This is a genomic window from Actinokineospora diospyrosa (genome assembly GCF_024171925.1).
Classification (GTDB): Bacteria; Actinomycetota; Actinomycetes; order Mycobacteriales; family Pseudonocardiaceae; genus Actinokineospora; species Actinokineospora diospyrosa.
Genome location: NZ_JAMTCO010000013.1, coordinates 209621 through 230089, shown reverse-complemented (window position 1 = coordinate 230089; position 20469 = coordinate 209621). Strand labels below are relative to the sequence as shown.

Here is a 20469-nt window from a genome sequence, read left to right as displayed (position 1 = left end):
GGCCTGCGAGAACCGACACAGGCCGGTCTCGATCCTAGGCGACTTCGCACGGACGACAGTGCGATTGTGTCGCCTTAGCTCACTTGTTGCCGCGCACGTTGCGGCGGACCGGCTTCTGCATGAAGTTCACCCCCAAATTGATTCTCGTGTGAGTGGCTCGATGGGATAGCCATCGACCTCCGCAATCGTGGCCGGATCAACCGAGGTAAAACAACCCCGGAATAGAGTGACGCTGATCACATGCGCCTATCTGGGTGATTCTTTGTGCGCACCGGCAGTTCTTTGCCATAACCGGCAGAACGGGGCTTTCGCGGATTCGGTACACTTGCTGAGCAGGGTCGATGAATGTCAAGTGATTGTTGGGGAGTAATGACGGTACACACCATTCCGGCGGACGCGTGGAAGAAGCTCACCAGCACCGTGGGGCTCATCGCGGTCCGCCACGACGACGGGGTCAACGTCATGGCCGCCGAGTGGACTTACTTCCTGAACAAGCAGCCGCTCTACGTGGGCGTCGTGCTGAGCCCGCGGGCGCGGACCAGGGAGTTGCTGGCAGGCGCCACGGAGTTCAGCGTGACGCTATGCGCCCAGGAGCAGGCGGCGCTGGCGGACTTCGCGGGCAGCTTCTCGCTGGAAGAGGTGGACAAGACCAGCAGCGAACTGCTCGAGCTCGGCGACCCCGTGGCGACCGGGACCCCGTGGGTGCGCGGCGGGCTGGTGGCCCTGGAATGTGAGCTGCGGTCGGTCGTGGAACTGCCGGTGCACCGCATGTTCATCGGTGAGGTGGTGGCCCTGCACGAGGGCGCCGCCGATCTCAAACCCCTGGTCAAGCACGGTGCCATGCACACGATCGGGGAACGCGTGCGGCGCACCGCGGTCGTGGCCGCCGCGCACCACCGGGACGGCCAGCTGGAGGTCTTCGCCACCGGGCCCGACGCGGCCGACGACATCGACCTGTGGCACGTCCACCTGGTGGACGGCGACGGTGTGGAGCACGACCTGGGCGCGCACCCGTCGGCGGAGTACGGCGACTTCGCCGTGACGGTTCCCGTGCCGCCCGGCGCGCGACTGGCCGAGGCGGCCGTGCGGGTCGAGCGGTCCGGGGCCGAGCCCGGGCACGCGCGGCTGGGCGAACGGCAGGCTCGGTGACCACGCCCGCGCGGCGCGGTCCGTTACCGGATTCGGTCCTGCGGGTGGGCGTCGCCCAGGTCGCGGCCGTTCCGGGCGCGGTCGAGCACAACGTCGACACGGCGTTGTCGGCCGCCCGGGCCGCCGCCGACGCGGGCGCGTCCCTCGTCGTACTGCCCGAGCTGCACATCCAGGGCTACCACCTGCCAACGCTGCTCGCCCAGCCGGGCGATGTGCTCGACGCCGGGCTCGACGGCGTGGTCGCCGACCACCGACTGGACCCGCTGACCGCGGCGCCGGTGACCGTCCTGTGTGGAGCGGCGACGCGGCGACCGGACGGCGGTGTGCGCAATTCCCTGCTGCTGCTGGTTCCGGGGCAGGCGCCGAGAGTGGTCTACGACAAACGCTTCCTGTGGCGCGACGAGCGCGAGGTGTTCGTCCCGGGCAGCGACGTGGTGTGCCTCGACATCGGGGACTGGCGACTCGGTTTGGGCATCTGCTACGACGTGTCGTTCCCGGAGCACGCGAGGGCGAGTGCGGTGGCTGGGGCGCAGGCGTACCTGTGCCCCAGCGCGTTCGTCGTCGGCGCGGACACCCGAGCCGCGACGTACCTGGCCGCGCGGGCGCTGGAGAACACGATCTTCACGGTGTTCGCGAACTCGGTGGACGGCCCGCCCGACCGCCTAACCGGTGGCCGCAGCGCCGTCTTCGGTCCACAAGGGGCAGTCCTGTCGCGGGCCGACTCCGCCGCCGCGACCCTGGTGACCGATCTGGACCCGGACGCGGTGCGGCGCGCCAGGGACCTGCTCTGGATGCTCGACGACCTGCCCGCGGACCAGGCCCGCCCAGTCGTGCGGACCGAGGCCGCCACCCTGACCGGACGGGAGTCAGACCGTGCTTGACGAGATCGAGATCAACACCACCGGCCCGCGGCAGCGACAAGCGCTCGGCCAGGGGTTCTTCTTAGTGCGCCACCCCATCTCCGAGACCCTGCTCGACGACGCCTACGGCGGCCTCGCCGAGTTTTTCGCGCTCCCCGCGGCAGTGAAGGCGACCTGCGTCGTGCCGGGGACGAACGGCCAGTCCGGGTACACCCCGGCGCTCGTGGAAACGGCCGCCAACACCACGACGGCCGACTGGAAGGAGTTGTTCCACTGGGGGCGCACCCTTCCCGACACCCACCCGCTGGCGACCAGGTACCCCGCCCGCTACCCCCGGCCGCACTGGCCGGATGACCTCGTACCCGGGCTGGGCCGGGTGCTTTCCGCGCTGCACACCGCGATGTTCGACTTCCAACTGTCGGTCGTGGACACCATCTCCGACAACCTCGGCGTACCGCGCGGGTTCTTCCGCGACATGCTGCTCGACGGCCCGGTCGCCAACCGCGCTAGCTGGTACCCGCCGATGTCGCAGGCACCCGGCGACGAGCACGTGTGGGCGGTGGCGCACCAGGACTTCGACCTGGTGACCATGCTGCCGCGGGCCACCACGGCCGGCCTGGAGGTCCAGCTCGACGGCGAGTGGGTGCGGGTGCAGGCCCCACCCGGGTACGCGGTGATCAACGCGGGCATGGTCCTCGACCGGCTCACCAACGGCGCCGTCCCGGCCGCGACCCACCGCGTGGTGGCCACCGCGGACCAACGGGAGGGCAGGCTGTCCATCGTCCAGTTCTGCCACCCGGTCCCGTCCACCGTGCTCACGCCGCTGACCGTCGACGGCGGCCACCCCCGGTACAGCACGGTCACCGCGGCCGACCTGTTCGACCTCACCATGTACCGGATCAACCGCCTCGAATCGGCGCGCCGAGTTCCCGAACCCGCGGTTTAGTCGTTTGGCGGCAGCAGGTTCTGCCGGTGGGTGCGCCGACAGAGCGGCGGTCATCGGATCCTGACGACCACCGAGAGGGCGACATGACACATCGACCGCACGTGCTGCTCAGCGTGGCCACGAGCATCGACGGGCACATCGACGACGCCGCCCCCGAGCGGTTACTGCTGTCGAACCCGGCCGACCTCGACCGCGTCGACGAGGTCCGCGCCGGGGTCGACGCCATCCTCATCGGTGCCGAGACCATCCGCCGCGACAACCCGCGCCTGCTCGTCAACAGCGCACTGCGCCGCCGACAACGCCGTGACCGCGGCGAACCCGACTACCCGCTCAAGGTCACGATCACCGCGAGCGGGGACCTCGATCCCGCGCTGCAGTTCTGGCACCACGGCGACCGCAAGCTCGCTTACACCACCGACACCGGCGCCGCGCTGCTGCGCGAACGACTGCGCGCGCTGACCACGGTCGACGTGGTGTCCCTGGGTCCGACCATCGACTTCGCCGCTCTGCTCGACGACCTCGGCGCCCGCGGAATCCGGCGCCTCATGGTGGAAGGGGGCCAACAGGTGCACACCGGCCTCCTCGCGGCCGGACTGGTCGACGAGATCCACCTCGCCATCGCTCCCCTGCTCGTCGGCCACGCCGACGCACCCCGCTTCCTCGGCCCAGCCGACTACCCCACAGGCCCGACCGGCAGGATGCGCTTAGCCGGAACCGAAACCATCGGCGACGTCGTCCTTCTCCGTTACCTGCCCAAACAAGAGAGCACCGCATGAGCCACGACGACGACCTCCGATGGATGCGCGAAGCGATCGCCTTGGCCCACCAGTGCCTACCCACCGACAGCGCCTACGCCGTCGGCGCCATCCTCGTCGGCTCCAACGGGGCTGAACTCAGCCGCGGCTACTCCCGCGAAACCGACCCCAGCGTCCACGCCGAGGAATCCGCCCTCGCCAAACTCCCCACCCCACGCCCCGACCTCACCGGCGCCACCCTCTACAGCACCCTAGAACCCTGCTCCCAGCGCCGATCCCGCCCCCTCACCTGCACCCAACTCATCCTCAACACCCCCATCACCCGCGTCGTCTACGCCTGGCGAGAACCCCCACTCCTAGCCGACTGCCACGGCCACGAACTGCTCACCCAAGCGGGAATCACCGTCGTCGAACTCCCCGACCTCGCCGACGAGGCGCGCGTACCCAATCGTCACCTCTTCAAACCCTGACGGCCCAACGTCAAGCAATCCCGCTCCTACTCCGGCTCTGTCGCGTTTGGAGCATGCTCCGTCGTCTCCGCACCGCCTCATGAGACGATGGAGCGGTGCCAGGGAGTCGAGCTCGACCGGAAGACCGGACGCCGATGAACACGAACAACGACCGCCTTCCGGTGTCCGGACGATACGTCCGCTACCGCGACGTCGACTACCGGCTGCAGCACTCGCCCGGCAAGTGGTGGATCACGTCGAACCACGCGGTCGACGAGTCGTTCGCGCAGGCGGGGCGGCGCTCCTTCGTGAAGCACCTCGCGCACGACGATGTTCTGGAGTGCTACGACCTTTCCCGCCCCGGGACCTACCACGGCATGCCCGTCGAGGTCGTCACCGACCGGCCAGGTGGGTACTCGGTGACCACGCGTGATCCGAGGGCCACTGTGGAGGGTTTCGAGCGGGCCGATCACCGTAGCCCGTTGGAAAAGCTGATCGCGTTCGACGACGCCGAGCTGCGGTTCACCACGACGCTCACACCGGTTCCAATGCCGTGGAAGATCGCCTACGACTGGGAGCAGTTCAGCGAACGTCTCGCGGACACGCTCCGCGAGGTGACCGATCGCGTCTTCCTCATCGTCCACGCGACGGCGGACCCCAAGCGATACGTGCAGTTCGCAGGCGGACCCGACCAGCTCGACGCGGAAGCCCCGGGAACAGACGTCGTGGCGGACGCCGACGAGTTCCAGCTCCGCAGGTTCGACTGGGCCGCACCCGATGTCGCGCAACCCAACTGGACGTCCTCGCTCCGACGCCCCGCGCTCACGAAGGAACTGGTACTGCTGGCGAGGTGTTGCGCCGCGACACTGCATGAGGCGTACGGGATCACGAGCCCGGATGAACTCCGCTACCGCGCGTGGCGCGAACCGGCAGGCGCAAGGGCTACCCCCGTAGAGTTTCCCGCACTCGGGCTCGGCTGATCTATCGGTCCGTGGGAGCTGTGATGCCCGCGGACCGCAGCAAAGCCGCCAAGGTCGAGTAGGTGCGGTCGAGGTCCACGGCCTCGGGCGCGACGCGCCACTGCTGGTGGATGCCGATCACAGCACCCAGCAGCACCGTGCTCAACTCCTCGCCACCGACACCGTCGGGCAGCGGGAGGCGGGTGACCCACGCGCGGACCTGGCCGCGGAGCGCGTCGTGCAGGCCGACGTACACCTGGCGCAGCGGTGATCCCGGGTCGTCCGCCTCGACCATGAGCTTGGCGAACAGACCGGTCGACGGGGCTCGGGTGAAAGCCGTGAGCGTGCCGAGCACCTGGTCGACCGTGCCGGGGTCGAGGGTGCCCGCCGCGGCGGCGAGCCGGACGACGAGGTCGTCCACCACCGCCGCCAGCAGTCCTTCCTTGCCGCCGAAGTGCCACGGGATGGAGCCCCGGCTGACCCCGGAGCGAGCGGCGATGTCCTCGAAGGTGGTCCGCCGGTAGCCGCGCTCGGCGAACAGGGCGGTGGCGGCCTCGACCAGCAGCCTGCGGCTCTCCTGGGTCATCTCGGCGCGGCGCGTGGCTCGGGTCACAAGTGGACAGCCTACCGGTCGACTGCTGGCTAGCATCTTCTATGTTGGTCAACATAGAAAGTGGGGGCGATGACACGACTCGACACAGCCGACCACGCGACACTGCCGTGGCGGATCCACGAGATCACCGCCGACTTCCGACTCGAAGACGTCTGGGCGTTCCGCACGCCGGGAGCAGGCCCCGACGACTTCCCGACGATGCTGGCGAAGTTGCGCGCACCGGGTGAGGACCAGCCGCTGTTGGCGCGGTCGCTGTTCAAGGCGCGCTGGAAGCTCGGTGAACTGTTCGGCTGGGACCGGGAATCCCACGGCCTCGGCTCCCGGGTCACCTCCCTGCGAGACCGGCTGCCCGACGACCTGCGGAAGGCCCCGCGCGGGCTGGACAACCCGTCGATGCCGCTCAAAGCGGTCTACGAACTCGACAACGAATGCGCGCGCGAACTGGCGAACAACACCGTGCACGCGGTGATGCACCTGAGCTGGGCACAACGCCCAGACGGCGAGTACGAGCTGCGGATGGCAGTACTGGTGAAGCCCAACGGCTGGTGGGGCCGCGCCTACATGGCCGCCATCGCCCCATTCCGCCACCTGGTCGTCTACCCAGCGATGACCCGCCAGTGGGAACGCGCCTGGCTGAGCCGGTAGTAATCAACCGAACCGCGGTCGCGAGCGTGACTCTCGGCACTGGTCCCGATCGTGGCGTCACCGGGGAAGGTCCCGCTCGCGCCGAGTCGAGACGCTGCTTTAGAGCTCCGCTCGCGCGAGGGGTGCGCCGACTTCAGGTGCCTGGGAGTGCTCCCTGCGCGAGCGGAGCTGCTCCCACAGCAACGAATGCCTACCGATCGTTCTCACAGCCGACGGTCCGCCATCACATCAAGACACGCATACCGGCTCCCACCACACCGCCACTAAGGTCGACCGCAGCCTGCACTAGCGGCCCTCAGACCCCGATGGAGCGTGACCAGAAGTGAACAAGAACCAGCGCCTCGGCTGACAACATCCCTGGCCAGCAAGTGTCGTCCCCGCGCAAGCGGGGCTGTTCCGTACGAGGAATCCGTCACCCGGGCCCTGGCCGCGTCGTCCCCGCATAAGCGGGGCTGTTCCCATCAGCAAGACCTTGGTCACCGAGTTCAACGCGTGGTCCCCGCGCAAGCGGGGCTGTTCCCACGTCCGCACCCACCACCTCGCCGCATCGGAGGTCGTCCCCGCGCGAGCGGGGCTGTTCCCCCGCCGCTCCGGGTGCCACCGCAGGTCCCGGAAGTCGTCCCCGCACGAGCGGGGCTGTTCCGTCCGGCCGGGAATGCACCCAGCACGCCGAGCCAACGTCCCCGCGCAAGCGAGGCTGTTCCGTTGTTCCCGCCGCCGAGCGAGGCGCCCGTCAGCGTCGTCCCCGCGCAGGCGGGGCTGTTTCGTGGTCGGTGCCGACTGGGCCAGTTCTTGAGCCGTCGTCCCCGCGCGAGCGGAGCTGTTTTCCAGGGCGTGACGGTGGTCCTGCCCCGTGCCTGGTGGTCTCCGCGCGAGCGGGGCTGTTCCGGCCTGCACGGCGTTGTCGGCATGCTGGTGCGGCGGTCCCCGCGCGAGCGGGGCCATTCTGAGCCAGCCGCGACGGCCGGTCCAACCGGCGGCGTGGTCCCCGCGCGAGAGGGGATGTTCCGGCCACGTCGGGGCGCGCTTAGCGGACTTGGCCAGTGGTCGCGTTGCGACAAGTGCCGCGATACGCGTGCCAGCAGTGCGGGCTCGTGGGCGTTCAGGGCGCGATGCGGGCCCGTGCCCACGCCGCGATGCGCTCGGGGACCCAGGCGTGCACCGGCCTGGTGAGCTGACCTCGGTACCGCCACAGTCCCGGCGGTCCGGGGTCGCGGCGGAGCAAGTGGGTGAGGTCGGTCGGCACCTCGCCGTCGAACGGGCCGGTTACGAGGCTGCCGATGCGCGCCACGTCGGCTGGGTCGACCTGGATGTCCTTGCTGCCGGTGATCGCCAGCACCGGCTGGTCGATGGTGGCCAGGTCCGGGCCCGGGTCGTGAGCCATGTATTCGCGCAGCCACCGGTCGGTGAGGCGCGAGCGCGGCATCCGGTCGTGCCCGTCGGCGGTGGACGCGCGGAGCCGGTCGCGCTCGCGGGCCTGACGGCGTGCCAGTACCGAGCCGAACGGCCGCAGCAGCGGTGGCAGCGTGGTCGCGATACGGTCGCTCTGCCAGGCCATCACTCGTTCGCCGGGCTGTGCGGCACCCGCGAGCAGCACGTACCCGGCGGGCGGTGGAGCAGCCCGAACAAGGTTGGCCGCCAGCACCGCTCCGGTCGAGTGCCCGATGACGAACACCCGCTCCGGGTCCACCGCGGGGTGAGCACGCAGCGCAGCGAGGGCGGCTGCAGCGTCGCCGCACTCGTCGTGGAAGCCGGTATTCAGGTAGTCACCGCCCGAGGCGCCCACACCCCGCTTGTCGTACCGCAACAGGGCGAAACCGTGATTTGCCAGCACCACCGCGAGCGCTCGGCCCAGTCCTAGCGCCATCCCGCGCATTGCGGAGTCCCGGTCGATCGGCCCGGAACCGTTGATGAGCAACGCAGCCGGATGGCGGCCATCCCCGCCGGGTCGGGTGAGCGTGCCTGCCAACAGCGCTCCCGGAGCCGGGATCTCAACACTCTGCTCCCGCAACGGCCCGCCCTTCGTTCTCATGTCTGAGAATCATCAGCCTCAAGCTAACATTCTCGATCGTGAAAACCAACGCCGACCCAGCGCGACCCGGCGCTGGCATCGTGGAGACCGTGCTGCACCCCGTCCGGCTGCGCATCGTGCACGCGCTCGTGGACCGTGAGCTGACCGCCCGACAACTCAGCGCCGAACTCGAAGACATCCCGCAAGCCTCGCTCTACCGCCACGTCGGGCGCCTGGTGGACGCGGGGGTGCTGCGGGTGACACGCGAGGAGCGGGTCCGAGGCGGTACCCAGCGCACATACACGGTGGTGGAGTCCGCAGTCACCCTCAGCCCCCGCGACTTCACCACCGCCTCCACCGACGACCACCAGCGCTACTTCGCCGCATTCGTCGGCGCCCTGGTCGCCGGGTTCGAGCAGTACCTGCACAGCACCACCGCCACCCCCACCCGCGACGGCCTCGTATACCAACAGATCCCGGTCTGGCTCACCCCCGCCGAGTCCCGCAAACTCGCCGCCACCATCACCGACCTGCTAACCCCACTAAGAGCCCGCACCGGCGGCAAACGACGCACAACCTTCGCGATGGTCCTACACCCCGACCCAGCCACATAGCAGGCATCCGCTCAACGCGCGTACGTCGGCAGCAGTCCGCACACCGGGTAAACGATCGTCCGGGTCGACCTGGTCATGAACGGCCAGGCAGTGGGACCACCTCGGGATCGGCGTCGACCAGCGAGCGATGGAGTTGCCGGGCCTGATCCTTCAGCTCCAAAGTCCGCAGAGCGAGGACCTCGATCTAGTTGCGACCCGGACGAATGGGCGAAAGCGATCCCGGAGACCACCGCATTGATGCGGTCCCGCTATACCGAGGACGCCGAGTACCAGCGCGGCAACATCGGCAAGCCCACCATGGCCCCGCTATGGCTTGATTCAACGCTAGGAGGTCACAACTTCGCTACCGGCAGACCCAACGAGGAACAGGTGTGGATATCGCCTGGAAAGACGGCGACGGCGCCCGATTCGACCGCGCCCGCCTGCGGCTCGACAGCTGTGGTGGTGAGGACGCAGGACACCAGCGGCGGCGGGCTCGCACCTGGGCCTCTCGAGGACCATTGGTACTGGTCCTCGGTCCAGATGGCGGCGCAGATCTCGTTGATGGCGCCAGCGGCGTCGCCGTTGCTGACGCCCACTGGGATGTGATGGTAGGGCGCGGTGCTTGTGAGGTCGGCGGTGCGGTAGCAGTACGCGATCTCCCGCGTGGTCGGCTCGACTGTGACGGGGGCGCTGCCCGGTGTCACCTCGGGCACCGACGGCCGGGTCATCAAGACCGCGCCGCCCAGGGCGATCGCGCTGATCGCGACCACGGCACCGGTGGCCATCAACCGCGAGCGGCGCTGCACCGCCCGTTTCCCGATGGCTTCGATGGCGTCGAAGTCCAACGTCAGCGGCGGTTGCACGCCGACCGCGCGGTCGAGGAGTTCACGTTCTCGGGTCATTGGGCTCCCTCTCCCAGGAGATCACAGTCGAAGTCGGAACGGTCGGTCAGCAGCGTCCTGAGCGTGTCCAGTGCCCGCGCCGATTGGGATTTCACGGTTCCTTGGCTGATGCGAAGAGCCGACGCCGTCTCCGCGACCGACAGGTCGCAGTAGAAGCGCAGGACCAGCACGGCCCGTTGGCGCGGGGCGAGTCGATCCAGTGCGGCACGGACCTCGAGCCCGTCGGTCGACATCGATTCGGACGCGGGGCGATCCGGGGGCGTCACCAGCACTTCGGCACGGCGATGAGGTCGCCGTGACTCATCGATCGCCAGCCGCGCGATCACTCTACGGGCGTACCCGTCGACACGAGTCGGGTCCAGTCGCTCCCACCGCTGATAGAGCCGTACCAACGTCACTTGGACGATGTCCTCGGCCAATGCCCAGTCACCGCACACCAGGAACGCGATCCGACACCACAGCGGTGCCCGTTCCGCGGCCATCCGACTGAAGCTGAGTTCCGTCCTCAACGCCCCCGCCCTTCCCTGTCCCACATCCCAGTCCCGAGGCACGACCTCGTAGGTCATCTCCTTGTCGTCTCCCGCCACCAGTCCCACGACCTCCCACCCCCGGCCGCCAACGCGTTGGCTAGAGGTGTCCGCCTCCGGCCAGGGGTAACAACGCCACATACCACACAGGTTTCCCCTTCGACCCCGACCCCGACGTCGCCGCCAATCCATCACCCCGCCGACACGGCCCAGCGGTGTCGCGTAGGTTCAGTCCAGGGCAGGGTTCAGGCCGAGCCCGTCGGCGTCGGGAACGGTGTGGGCCGGTCCCCCGGGCAGGACGTAGAAACGGTCGACCACCTCGAGCACCCCGACCGCCTGCACGACCGGGCGGCTTCGTGAGCGACGAGGCGAGGCCCGACTGGCGGCGGGGGCTGATCCCGAAGATCATCGCCGAGCCGAAGCAGCTTCGGCGCCTGCCGGGTCCGCTCGACGAGACCAAGGTCGTCCACCAGACCCAGTACCTCCTCAAGGGCCTGGGAGGCGATGTCGCTGGCGACGCGGTGGACCGTCTGACGCTCCTGCAGGAACGGCACAAGGACGACCTGGAGATCGTCGTCGCGTTCACCTCGCTGGGCATGGGCGTCGACAGGGGGAACGTGCTGGACCGGCTCACCGAGTTCGAAACCCGGCACGACGTGGACGCCAGGACCGTCCGGCGGTGGAGCGACGCGGGCATCGGCATGCACCGGCCCCAACTGCTCGTCGACGGCGCCGCGATCGATCTCTTCTACCGCCGGGTCGAGATGGGCCTGCCGAAGAAGCCGCGCTTCTGCTGCGACCCCGTCCGCGTGCCGGTCGATTCCGCAGACCGAGTCGAGCTCGTCCTGCGGTGGCCGGGCGAGATCTTGGCGACCCCAATCTTCGAGAGCCGCCGGATGGGTGACTGGCGCACACACTGCCAGCTACGCATGCACTACCTGGCTGTGGCCGTGTATCGGGACGGTCCGCTGCTGTCGGCAGGCGAGTCCATTCACGAGCTGAACAAACCCAGGCCCGTCGTGACCGAGTACGACGGGCGCGAGGTGGGGCGGTGACCTGCCGGTACAGGGCAGGTCACCCGCGCGCCGGACGCTCGACCGCTGGCTCCTTCTGGTCATCGGAGCCTACGCGGTCTTGGACTTCTCATCGCCGGGTGGGGTGGGGCTGGGGCCGGACTCCTGGTGTCCACTCGGTTGGCGAGGAGTCCGGTCCCAGCTGGACACTAACGTCCACTATGGAGCCAACGGTCAGATGCGCTCTCCCCGGTAGCCGATCGGTCCCTCGTTGGGGAACTGGGCCGTGCCCTGGAAGGTGGCGCCGTTGTCGAAGAAGGTGACGGTCGCGTTGCCCTTGGGGCCGCTCCAGGTCACCGTGGTCCCGGTGGCGGGTGCGCAGGCATGGACATCCCCTGGTACGTGTGGAATGTACATTCTGCTCGATCCCGAGTGATCAACAGCGCGAAGCACTACATGTCCTTGGGGGTACTGAAACCATGAGGCCGAGACGGCGCCACAGGCGTCACCTGGTCGCCGTCTCGCTGGTCACGTTGGTGCTGGTGCCGCACGCGGTCACGTGCGGCACCTGGCCACCAACCAGCCCCGAGGACGGGTGCGACCCGGCCGACCGGGCGACGGCCGACCGCCTGGTCGCCGACCCCGTCCTCGACCGGGTCCCGGACGGGGTCCAGGCACTGGAGAAGTTCACCCGCCTCCCCTGCCAGGACGACGACTGGCTCGGGTACGCGGGCCGCTCGTTCATCTCGAAGGGGCAGTACGACGAGATCCGGGCCTTCCACAAGAAGGCGTTCGCCGACCGCGGCTGGGAACTGCGCTCGGAGGTCCCGCTGGAACCGGTCAACGGCCCGGACATCAGCGACATCCACCTGTGCTTCGAGCGACCGGACATGCCCGGGATCACCCTCGGCGTGTACTTCTACCCGTTGACCCCCCTGGACTACTCGGTCCGCTTCCGCTTCGGCGACCGCAACCAACCCTGCTCCTAGCCGATCGCGGCGCGGACACCGGCAGGCAGCAACAACCACCGCTGGCACTCTCGCCGCGCTTCCCACGCGGTGTCCGGATCTGCCAGCAGATCCCGCAACGGCTCGGTGCGCCCACAAGCCGAGATCCCCGCACGGAGCGCGGTCACGGCCTGGTCGCCGAACCGCTCCCGCGAACACGATTCCAGCCCGAGGAGCACAAGTGGGCGTGGCAGCCTCGGGGCGGCGTTGGACAACGCCCAGCAGGCCTGGATCCGGGTATCGCGGTCCACATCGGCGCTCGACAGGATATCCAGGACAGGCGACCGTCGCGGCCTCCTGTCGCCACCTTGCCCAGCAGCCGGATGAACGCCCGGGTGACCGCGGCATCTCCGTACGTGTCGGTGCCACGCAGCCTGGTGACCAGAACGGTCCGCAGGGCGCGACGGTAGCCGGAGTTGACCAGTACGGCGGTCAACGCGCTGCGCGTCGCGTCCTGGCGGCCGAACAGGGACTGCTCGACCAGGCGGGTCAGCACGTGGTCCTCCCCTGCCGCCCACTTGTGCTGGTTTGCGCAGGCCCCGCTCCTGGACCTCCGCTGCCACCGCCCCGGCGAGCGTCCGGTACCGACTTGCCTGACGATCGGTGCCGTACGGCTTGGCGAGATGGATGAGGTGGTGTCGTAGCGATGGGTCCGGGCCAGCCACCCGAGGTAGGCGTCGGCGCCAGGAGCAGCGGCCCCCGGGTGCTTGCCTGGTCTCCCAGGCAGGTCGGGCATCGGTAGCACCTGTTACCAGCGCGGGGGTCGCGTTCACAGGACCGTTCGGCGGCCCCCCCGGTACGCGATGGTTCGAGGCGTTGAGGCAACCCGGACGACGCGGAGGTGGATCGCGGTGTTGGTGGAGCGGACGAAACGAGTGCTGGCGGGACAGGCGGCGGCACAAGGGTTCCGACCCGAGCACCGGGTCATCGTCGGGTTCGGCAGGCGCACCGACCCGGCCCAGATCACAGCCCGCGCCGTGCTCGCCGACTCCGTCCGGCAGGCGTTCCGCGCCGCTGGTCGACGACGGCGCGCTCTACCGGCAACTCGACGACGACCCGCCGCCGACCTGGTCTGGTTGGTCTCCGACGACGTCCACCGCGTGGTTGTGCGCCGCGGCTACGGCCGCCCGCCGACCGGCTCGTTCCAGCCGACCGGGGTGAGGGCCAAGGAGGTCGACACGACTGCCTGGCTGTTCACCCGACAACCCGCGTCCGCGGGCCCGGACCTGCCTCGACAGCAGGGGGACGGGCAGTGCTGTGAGTCGCTCCACGCGATGACGGGACACCGGTCACGGGAGGGCAGGCGTGGTCAGCCGAGGTGTTCGGGCGCGCCGCCGTCTGGGATGGGGTCGGCTGGTTGTAGTTGTTGGCTGATGATGAACCACACCCCCGCGGGGACGTTGTGCACGGCGGTGGGGGCGGTCATCTCGGGGCCGTTGCTGGGTTGGTAGCGGACGCCCTGGTGGCCGTGCTTGAGGCCCGCTGCCTGGTTGTGCCTGGTTGCCAGGGGCCACAGGTTGTCCGCCTCGTCGGGGCCGCCGAGGAAGTCGTCGAGGACGTGGTCGATCTGGGCCGCGCCCTCGGGGATGTCCACGCCGTGCTGCTCGAAGGCGTCCGCGAGTTTGGCCTGGCCCACCGTTGTCCCGCCGCCCGCGCGCGTCCCGTGCTCCTTCTTGAACTTCTTGCCGGTCCACGGCCAGTACAGGGCGTCGACGCCTGCTTCGAGGCCGTCGGCGTACTCCTGGTGCGGGAACTTCCGGACGTTGGGGCCGCCGTGGTGGGGCAGTTCGTCCGGGTAGACGTCGAAGGGCTTGAACCAGATGATCGGCACGGGATCCCGGTATGTTCCCGTGTGGTACCTCGGACCGTCGTCGCGGGGTTTGGTGCCCTTCCCCTTCCTGCTGGACCGCGACTTCGCGATCGCCGGGCTGAGGTTGTCTTTGAACCCCCTGACCACCATGTTCCTGACCGCGTCGTCCTGCGCGGTGAAGTGCTTGCCCGTCAGGGCCAGCGGCGAGGCTTTCAGCAGGTCGAGCTTGGTCTTCGCGGTGAAGGTGCCCTCAAGGTCGTCGACGATCGGGAACACGTCCGTGCTGAGGATGTTGAGGGTGAGCAGGCCGGGGTCGTCATGGATCTTCTTCCGGTCCCCCAGCTTGGTCTCGTTGTCGATGAAGTGCAGCAGGGTGGCACCCAACTGCAGGATGCCTGCCATCTTCAGAGCGGCGTTGACGCTCGCCTCGAGTGCGAGCGAGAACTCGCTGCGCACCAGCTTCCCCTTCTCGAAGTGCAGCCCGACGAGACTGTTCTCCAACGAGACCGACGGCGTGACCGAGAGTTCCATCTGCGTCTGCAGGGTCGCGTTGACATCGAGGAACTTCGAGGCGATGAAGCCGCCGACGCGCAGTCGGATGTAGGGGCTGTACAGCAGGCGGAGGCTGCCGGACAACGCGCCGCTGAGCAGCCTGGCCTCCAGGGAGAACTGGTCGACGGCCCATTCCCCGAGCTGTCCGCCGATCACGCCTCCCTTCTCCGCGCCGGAGATCGGGTTCAACCCGGACATCCAGCCCAACGGGCCCGCGGCGATACCGACCAGGCCGCCCACCACGCCGCCGACAGCCGCCTCGGCCTTGCCCGCGCCTTCCCTGCTCTTGCGCCTGCTGGCGATGGCGGACGCCGCGATGCCGACCTCGACCGGTGAGAGGCGCACCGAGGCGTCGGCGAGACGCGGCGCGTTGTGGGCGCCGATGTCCAGGCGCACGTCGATCCCCTCCGCGACCGGGAGGTCGCCCGTGCTCAGCTCACCCGCGCCGATGTCGAACTTGTCGAGGTCCGGCAGCTCGAGCGGGAAGTAGCGGCCCTGGTCGAGCAGCATGAACCTCGCGTCGCCGGTGATCGGCAACTCAGGGGTGTCCTCGTTCGGGGTGCGTTGCACAACGCCGTTCGCCGCCACGAGTCGGGAGACGGAGGCGTTGCCCGCGCTGCGTTGTAGTGCGAGCATCGCTGCCCGGCTGCTCGCACCGCCGGGAACCGCGCGTACCGGTGTGCCGGGCTCGCGTTCGGCGGCAGTGCGGCGGTGAACGGGAACCTGCGGGTTGGCGAGCTTGGGTGATTCGAACATCCGGCCTCCAGGCACGCTCCAAACGCCCGCTCGATTGTCGAGGGCGCGAGTCGCGGCGGGCCACCCCGGAACGGGGTGTGCCCCGTTGGGCACCAAGTCCGGACCTGATGGAGTAGCCGGGGTCGTGGGCTGCACTAATGTCGGCCGTGGGTAGGCCGGGGCCGTTTGACGTGTGGCGTGGGCGCTTGCTGACCGTCACGTCGGGTGGATGAGGCGGGTTTCGTAGGCGAAGATCAACCATCCAGTCATCTGACACCGAGTCCGCTGATCGACCGCGCCTGGCATCTGGCGATCCTGGACACCCATTTCCACGCCGCCCTGTGCGATCGCCTCGACCGGTTCGTCCATGTGTCCTCAGGCTCCTCATCGCCGGACACACACCAGCCGACGCCGAAGCATGGGGACACGGGATCCCAGCGTTCGCCGAGCTCGCCCCGCCACACTCGACAGCTTCGCCGCCTGCATCGCCGAACTCTGGACCCACTGGGCAAGCACCGGCAACCACTCCCCCGCACGAGCACGAATCGCCCGAGAATGGGCATGCTGGCGCTCCACCAGCGTCAACATCGCATGACCACAGCCACTTGAACCCGGGTGCACCCCGGACACCGATCCACTCGGCTCCGCCAAGTCCCTGGCACGCCCGTGCCGGGGACTTGGTCTAGCGGTCCACACCTCAGTCCTATAGGATCCTCGATAGGCTCGGGCCGCATGGCGAGCAGCGATGAACGCTAGCCAAGCACCACGGGACAGCTCTTGCTCGCCGCTTGACAGCAGGAACTCTGTCCGCACGATGAGCTCCCACGTCTTGGATCTACACATCCTATAGGATTATCGATCGGCAGCCTCACGAGGAGTGGGAAGGGACGAGAACAGTGCCGCCTGGGGATCGCGAAGAGTCCGATGCCGAGGCGGTTGTGGTGGTGCTCGGTTCGGCGGGTGGCCCCACCCCCAAGGTGGGGCGGCGTCCGGTCGCGCACGCACTTGAGGTCGCGGATGAGATCAGCCTGGTCGACTGTGGGAACGGTGTCGCCGGGCAGCTCGTCGAGGCGGGGCTCGACCTGGCCAAGCTGCGACGGATCCTGATCACCCACCACCACATCGACCATGTCGCCGACGTCGCGGTAGTGCTTCATCTCGCGTGGTCGCAACTTCGCGCGCCGGTACGGGTGATCGGGCCTCCGCCGTTGCGGCGGCTGTTCGAGTTGCACTACGAAGCGTTCGAGGTCGACATCCGCAGCCGCATGGCTGACGAGGGATGGCCGCATCTTCGTGACTTGGTCGACGTCATCGAGCTGACCTCGGCGGAAACGGTCGACTGCGGCCCTGCCCGGATCACCGCCGCCCCCGTCGAACATCCCCCGATCCCGTCGTTCGGGTATCGCATCGACGTGGCCGGTCGCAGTGTGTGCTTCTCCGGCGATACCCGGCCGTCAGAAGCCGTCGCTGACCTCGCGCGCGATGTCGACCTGCTGGTGCACGAGACGACGTACCTGAACAACGCGGCCTCGTACCTGCCGCCGGAGCGGGCCCAGCGTGTGCTGACGCGGATGCGATCGGTGCACAGTGAGCCGGTCGGCGCGGCACGGATTGCCGCTGCGGCGCGGGCTCGGGCGCTGTTGCTCAGTCCGGTCGGGGCGTTCGGCCCGACCTCCGACGACGAGATCCGCCGCGAGGCGCGATCCGCCTATTCCGGCCCGATCTCGATCGGTCGGGACTTCCTGCGCGTCCCCGTCCCCAGCCACAAGGAAGTACGGAACTGATGGTCACCTACCGGACCGGGGGCGAATCGGTCGTCGCGGGCCTCAAAGCGCACGGGCTGACGACCGTCTTCGGTCTTCCCGGCGTGCAGAACGACTGGCTCTACAACGCCTTCTACGACGCGGGCGACGACTTCCGGATCATCCACACCCGCCACGAGCAGGGCGCGGGATTCATGGCGCTCGGGGCCACGATGGCGACCGGCCTGCCCAGCGTCTGCAACGTCGTCCCCGGCCCGGGTGTGCTCAACGCCGGTGCGGCGCTGGCCACGGCGTACGGGCTCAACGCGAAGCTGTTCTTCCTCACCGGCCAGGTCCCGCAGAAGATGATCGGCCGGGAGCTGGGCACCTTGCACGAGGTCCCCGACCAGCCCGGGCTGCTGCGGTCGCTGAGCAAGCACTACGACCGGGTCACCCACCCCGCCGAGGCGGGCACCAAGGTCGCCGACGCCGTCCGGGCCCTCAACACGGGACGCCCCCGGCCGGTGACCCTCGAGGTGCCGATGGACGTGCTCGCGATGCGGGCACCTGTCCCCGAGGAATCGCCGGTCGCCACCGAGCCCGACGAGTTGATCGACGCGGAGGGGATCGACAGCGCGGTCTCGGTCCTCGCGGGCGCGGCCAACCCGATGATCTTCGTGGCCAACGGCGCCCAGGACGTGTCGGCGGAGGTCACCGCGCTGGCCGAGCTGCTGCAGGCACCGGTGGTGGGCTACCGGACCGGCCGCGGCATCGTCGACAGCCGCCACCCGTTGAGCTGTTTCCTCCCCGAGGCAAAGCCCCTGTGGGCCGAGACCGATGTGGTCATCGCGCTCGGCGGGAGCGCGCGATCGGCGCTGCAGGGCTGGGGCCGGGGCGCGCGCACCCTGATCCGGATCGACGCCGACCAGACCGTCCACGGCCGCTATGGCCAGCCCGATGTCGCCATCACCGGGCGGCTCGAGAGCCACCTGCCGGTACTGCTGGATGCCCTGCGCGCCAAGGGCGTCCGCGGCCCGGACCGCACCGAGCGGATGGGGCGGGTCCACGCGGCCTGGCGGGAGCGCAGTGCGGTCCTCGACCAGCAGATCGCCTACCTGTCGGTGATCAGGGAGGCGCTCGGCGACGACGGCGTCTTCGTCGACGAGCTGACCCAGATCGGGTTCGCCAGCCGCATCGTCATGCCGGTGCACCGGCCCCGGACCTTCCTGTCCACCGGGTACATGGGCACCCTCGGATACGGTTTTCCCACCGCGCTCGGCGCCAAGGTCGCCAAGCCGGATACCCGGGTGCTCTCGGTCACCGGTGACGGCGGGTTCCTCTTCGCCGCCACCGAATTGGCCACCGCTGTGCAACACGGCATCGGCCTGGTCACGGTCTTGTTCAACAACAGCCAGTACGGCAACGTGCAGCAGATGCAGCGGGATTTGTACGGAGGCAGGGTGATCGCCACCGATCTCGTCAACCCGGACTTCGAGCGGTTCGTCACCTCGTTCGGCGCGGGTTACGCACTTGCGGAGAGTCCGGCGGCCTTGGCGCCGGCACTCGACGCGGCGTTCGCCTCCCCCGGGCCCACGGTCATCGAGGTGCCGGTGGGCGACATGGTCAGCGTGGACAGGTTCCGGTGACAGCACCCGCGCCGTACCTGGACCCGTTGTGGGCGCGCTCGCCCGCGCTGCGCTGTGTCGTGCTGGTCGGGTTGCCCGGCACCGGCAAGAGCCTGCTGGTGCGTGAACTGGCCGCTGCGGCCAATGGCCGCCGAACCGGTGTGCTGCAGTGGGATGTCGCCCGCCGGTCCTGGGATCAGGACCCGGCCGTGCAGGACAAGTACCCCGAGATCGACGGCGTGACCCATGCCCGCGTGCGGGTGGCCATGGGCTCGTGGGTGCGCTCGGCCGTCACGGACTGGTTCACCGACGACGACGGGCTGCTGATCGTCGAGGCACCTCTGATCGGTGGCAGGTTCTCCGAACTGGCCCACCGGCTCGACGACGACGCCGAGGCCGTGCTCGCCGCGCACAGCACCCTGTTCACCGTGCTCGCCCCCGAGGACCAGCTACGCGAGCGGCTGCGCGGGCAGCGCTCGTCCGACATGTCCGAGGCGGGCGACGATCACCTCGAACGGCACAACGCGTCGGTGGACCTGCTGGACGAGCTGACCGATTCACTGCGGATCCCCGCCGCCGAGCAGGGTGTCACGGCGCGCTCGGACTCCGGGTACGACCAGGACCTGTACGTCGCGTTGATGGCGAAGGTGCTCGAACACCGGCACACCATGGTCATCCGACCGAACCGCCTGATGGCCGTGTCCGGATCGGTGTACGACCTCGACGACCGGGCCGAGCGGGTGTGGCCGACCCGGCAGCAGGTGCGCCGATCGGTCACCGAGTCCGAGGCGCTGTCCGAGGCGGCACTCTCGGCCCGGGTCGAATCCTGGTACCGCACCTGAGGGACTCGGCAGCTCAGGCCACGTCGTTGGCGCGCAACCTGTCCTGGACCTGCTTGACCAGAGCGAGGGTGTGCGCACGGCTGAGATCCTCCAGCGCACCGTCCGCGGCGCCGCGTTCCACAGCGTCGAGGATCTGCTCGTGCGCGGCGATCGTCTCGCGACCGGCGGAGAGGCCGAGCACCTGGATGATGAAGCCCCGCTCGTGGGAGAACACCAGCCTGCTCACGGTGTCGGCCCACTGGCTGAGGTCCTTCAGCTCGCCGACCATCCGCTGGTTGGGGCACCGGGATCGGATCAGCTCGTGGAACGCCCGGTTGTGCTCGCTCCAGGACTCGAGGTCGAACGCGTCGAGCGCCTGCGACAACCGTGTGTTGAGCGAGCGCAGCTCGGTGATGTCGTCGCCGGTGATGAACGGGACGGCGGCACGGGTGGCGTATGCCTCGAGTACCGCCTTCATCTCCATGAGGTTGAACCAGTCCTGCTTGTCGAGCCGTACGATCGAGGGCCCCGCGTTGGCGCCGTAGTCGACGAGCCCCTCCGCCTCGAGCCTGCGCAGTGCTTCCCGGATCGGGGCCTGGCTGACGCCGACCTCCTTCGACAGGGTGTCGATGATCAGGCGCTGGCCTGCCGCGTACTCCGAGTTCACAATCCGGGCACGGAGGATCTCGTGCACGAAGTCCACTTTCGACTGTCCTGCCGAGGGCGCCGATCCCATGTCATGTCTCCTTGGC

22 protein-coding genes are annotated in these 20469 nt (G+C 69.0%); 13 read left to right on the top strand and 9 right to left on the bottom strand.

Translation table 11 applies throughout. The features are described 5' to 3' along the window. The first annotated feature begins 369 nt into the window (after positions 1-369). From LV75_RS25925 to LV75_RS25900, 6 genes are all read left to right on the top strand, one after another. Positions 370-1149, top strand: a complete 780-nt coding sequence (locus tag LV75_RS25925; protein ID WP_253889626.1) for a flavin reductase family protein — start codon at positions 370-372, stop codon at positions 1147-1149. Beyond that, positions 1146-2030 carry a carbon-nitrogen hydrolase family protein gene (locus LV75_RS25920; protein WP_253889625.1) on the top strand — a complete coding sequence of 295 codons (885 nt, stop codon included), beginning with the start codon at positions 1146-1148 and terminating at the stop codon, positions 2028-2030. Before LV75_RS25925 ends, LV75_RS25920 begins: the two co-directional genes overlap by 4 nt. After that, the gene (locus tag LV75_RS35640; RefSeq protein ID WP_253889624.1) at positions 2023-2955 is read left to right on the top strand and encodes an isopenicillin N synthase family dioxygenase; all 933 of its coding nucleotides are present in this window, start codon (positions 2023-2025) and stop codon (positions 2953-2955) included. Before LV75_RS25920 ends, LV75_RS35640 begins: the two co-directional genes overlap by 8 nt. 83 nt (positions 2956-3038) lie before the next feature. Then, the gene (locus tag LV75_RS25910; RefSeq protein ID WP_253889623.1) at positions 3039-3731 is read left to right on the top strand and encodes a RibD family protein; all 693 of its coding nucleotides are present in this window, start codon (positions 3039-3041) and stop codon (positions 3729-3731) included. Beyond that, complete coding sequence (locus LV75_RS25905) at positions 3728-4180, top strand: dCMP deaminase (RefSeq protein ID WP_253889622.1); 453 nt, start codon at positions 3728-3730, stop codon at positions 4178-4180. Before LV75_RS25910 ends, LV75_RS25905 begins: the two co-directional genes overlap by 4 nt. Positions 4181-4341: 161 nt before the next feature. After that, the gene (locus tag LV75_RS25900) at positions 4342-5139 is read left to right on the top strand and encodes a TY-Chap domain-containing protein (protein WP_253889621.1); all 798 of its coding nucleotides are present in this window, start codon (positions 4342-4344) and stop codon (positions 5137-5139) included. Between the two features lies 1 nt (position 5140). Here the strand turns inward: LV75_RS25900 and LV75_RS25895 are convergent, their stop codons facing one another. Next, positions 5141-5731 (bottom strand): TetR family transcriptional regulator, encoded by a 591-nt coding sequence (locus LV75_RS25895; RefSeq protein WP_253889620.1) that lies wholly within the window; start codon positions 5729-5731, stop codon positions 5141-5143. A 69-nt stretch (positions 5732-5800) separates the two neighbouring features. Between LV75_RS25895 and LV75_RS25890 the strand changes: the two genes are divergently transcribed. Further along, positions 5801-6376, top strand: a complete 576-nt coding sequence (locus LV75_RS25890; RefSeq protein ID WP_253889619.1) for a DUF2867 domain-containing protein — start codon at positions 5801-5803, stop codon at positions 6374-6376. 1102 nt (positions 6377-7478) lie between these two features. Here the strand turns inward: LV75_RS25890 and LV75_RS25885 are convergent. Beyond that, positions 7479-8408, bottom strand: coding sequence for an alpha/beta hydrolase family protein (locus LV75_RS25885; RefSeq protein ID WP_253889618.1), 930 nt, complete (start codon positions 8406-8408; stop codon positions 7479-7481). A gap of 38 nt (positions 8409-8446) precedes the next feature. Here LV75_RS25885 and LV75_RS25880 point away from each other — a divergent pair, with 38 nt between their 5' ends. After that, positions 8447-9001 (top strand): helix-turn-helix domain-containing protein, encoded by a 555-nt coding sequence (locus LV75_RS25880; RefSeq protein ID WP_253889617.1) that lies wholly within the window; start codon positions 8447-8449, stop codon positions 8999-9001. A gap of 332 nt (positions 9002-9333) precedes the next feature. Here LV75_RS25880 and LV75_RS25875 read toward each other — a convergent pair whose 3' ends face one another. Next, a complete protein-coding gene (locus LV75_RS25875; protein ID WP_253889616.1) occupies positions 9334-9885 on the bottom strand; it encodes a hypothetical protein in 552 nt (183 codons plus the stop codon). After that, positions 9882-10481, bottom strand: a complete 600-nt coding sequence (locus LV75_RS25870) for a SigE family RNA polymerase sigma factor (protein ID WP_253889615.1) — start codon at positions 10479-10481, stop codon at positions 9882-9884. Before LV75_RS25870 ends, LV75_RS25875 begins: the two co-directional genes overlap by 4 nt. Before the next feature lie 287 nt (positions 10482-10768). Between LV75_RS25870 and LV75_RS25865 the strand changes: the two genes are divergently transcribed. After that, positions 10769-11467, top strand: coding sequence for a hypothetical protein (locus LV75_RS25865; protein ID WP_253889614.1), 699 nt, complete (start codon positions 10769-10771; stop codon positions 11465-11467). A 192-nt stretch (positions 11468-11659) separates the two neighbouring features. Here LV75_RS25865 and LV75_RS25860 read toward each other — a convergent pair whose 3' ends face one another. Further along, positions 11660-11782, bottom strand: a complete 123-nt coding sequence (locus LV75_RS25860) for a hypothetical protein (protein WP_253889613.1) — start codon at positions 11780-11782, stop codon at positions 11660-11662. Between the two features lie 122 nt (positions 11783-11904). Here LV75_RS25860 and LV75_RS25855 point away from each other — a divergent pair, with 122 nt between their 5' ends. Then, positions 11905-12414: a hypothetical protein gene (locus LV75_RS25855; RefSeq protein ID WP_253889612.1), complete on the top strand. Its 510-nt coding sequence runs from the start codon at positions 11905-11907 to the stop codon at positions 12412-12414. Here the strand turns inward: LV75_RS25855 and LV75_RS25850 are convergent. From LV75_RS25850 to LV75_RS25840, 3 genes are all read right to left on the bottom strand, one after another. Continuing rightward, a complete protein-coding gene (locus tag LV75_RS25850; protein WP_253889611.1) occupies positions 12411-12683 on the bottom strand; it encodes a hypothetical protein in 273 nt (90 codons plus the stop codon). The two genes, LV75_RS25855 and LV75_RS25850, sit on opposite strands and share 4 nt — an antisense overlap. A gap of 1058 nt (positions 12684-13741) precedes the next feature. Then, positions 13742-15550: a hypothetical protein gene (locus LV75_RS25845; protein ID WP_253889610.1), complete on the bottom strand. Its 1809-nt coding sequence runs from the start codon at positions 15548-15550 to the stop codon at positions 13742-13744. Between the two features lie 195 nt (positions 15551-15745). Further along, positions 15746-15898, bottom strand: coding sequence for a hypothetical protein (locus tag LV75_RS25840; RefSeq protein WP_253889609.1), 153 nt, complete (start codon positions 15896-15898; stop codon positions 15746-15748). A gap of 527 nt (positions 15899-16425) precedes the next feature. On the opposite strand from LV75_RS25840, the gene LV75_RS25835 reads away from it, so the two are divergent. Genes LV75_RS25835 through LV75_RS25825 form a run of 3 tightly spaced genes read left to right on the top strand, consistent with a single transcriptional unit; the run spans position 16426 to position 19738 of the window. Beyond that, entirely contained in the window at positions 16426-17313 is an 888-nt protein-coding gene (locus tag LV75_RS25835; RefSeq protein ID WP_253889608.1) for an MBL fold metallo-hydrolase, read from the top strand. Further along, entirely contained in the window at positions 17313-18917 is a 1605-nt protein-coding gene (locus LV75_RS25830; protein ID WP_253889607.1) for a thiamine pyrophosphate-dependent enzyme, read from the top strand. Before LV75_RS25835 ends, LV75_RS25830 begins: the two co-directional genes overlap by 1 nt. After that, entirely contained in the window at positions 18914-19738 is an 825-nt protein-coding gene (locus LV75_RS25825; RefSeq protein ID WP_253889606.1) for an ATP-binding protein, read from the top strand. Before LV75_RS25830 ends, LV75_RS25825 begins: the two co-directional genes overlap by 4 nt. 13 nt (positions 19739-19751) lie before the next feature. Here LV75_RS25825 and LV75_RS25820 read toward each other — a convergent pair whose 3' ends face one another. Then, positions 19752-20453: a GntR family transcriptional regulator gene (locus LV75_RS25820; protein ID WP_253889605.1), complete on the bottom strand. Its 702-nt coding sequence runs from the start codon at positions 20451-20453 to the stop codon at positions 19752-19754. Between the last annotated feature and the right edge of the window lie 16 nt (positions 20454-20469).

Coding starts and splice junctions, on each gene's coding strand:
- LV75_RS25885 (WP_253889618.1), bottom strand. CDS start 8,408: ATGAGAACGAAGGGCGGGCCGTTGCGGGAGCAGAGTGTTGAGATCCCG.
- LV75_RS25875 (WP_253889616.1), bottom strand. CDS start 9,885: ATGACCCGAGAACGTGAACTCCTCGACCGCGCGGTCGGCGTGCAACCG.
- LV75_RS25910 (WP_253889623.1), top strand. CDS start 3,039: ATGACACATCGACCGCACGTGCTGCTCAGCGTGGCCACGAGCATCGAC.
- LV75_RS25905 (WP_253889622.1), top strand. CDS start 3,728: ATGAGCCACGACGACGACCTCCGATGGATGCGCGAAGCGATCGCCTTG.
- LV75_RS25830 (WP_253889607.1), top strand. CDS start 17,313: ATGGTCACCTACCGGACCGGGGGCGAATCGGTCGTCGCGGGCCTCAAA.
- LV75_RS25925 (WP_253889626.1), top strand. CDS start 370: ATGACGGTACACACCATTCCGGCGGACGCGTGGAAGAAGCTCACCAGC.
- LV75_RS25890 (WP_253889619.1), top strand. CDS start 5,801: ATGACACGACTCGACACAGCCGACCACGCGACACTGCCGTGGCGGATC.
- LV75_RS25840 (WP_253889609.1), bottom strand. CDS start 15,898: ATGGACGAACCGGTCGAGGCGATCGCACAGGGCGGCGTGGAAATGGGT.
- LV75_RS25820 (WP_253889605.1), bottom strand. CDS start 20,453: ATGGGATCGGCGCCCTCGGCAGGACAGTCGAAAGTGGACTTCGTGCAC.
- LV75_RS25845 (WP_253889610.1), bottom strand. CDS start 15,550: ATGTTCGAATCACCCAAGCTCGCCAACCCGCAGGTTCCCGTTCACCGC.
- LV75_RS25855 (WP_253889612.1), top strand. CDS start 11,905: ATGAGGCCGAGACGGCGCCACAGGCGTCACCTGGTCGCCGTCTCGCTG.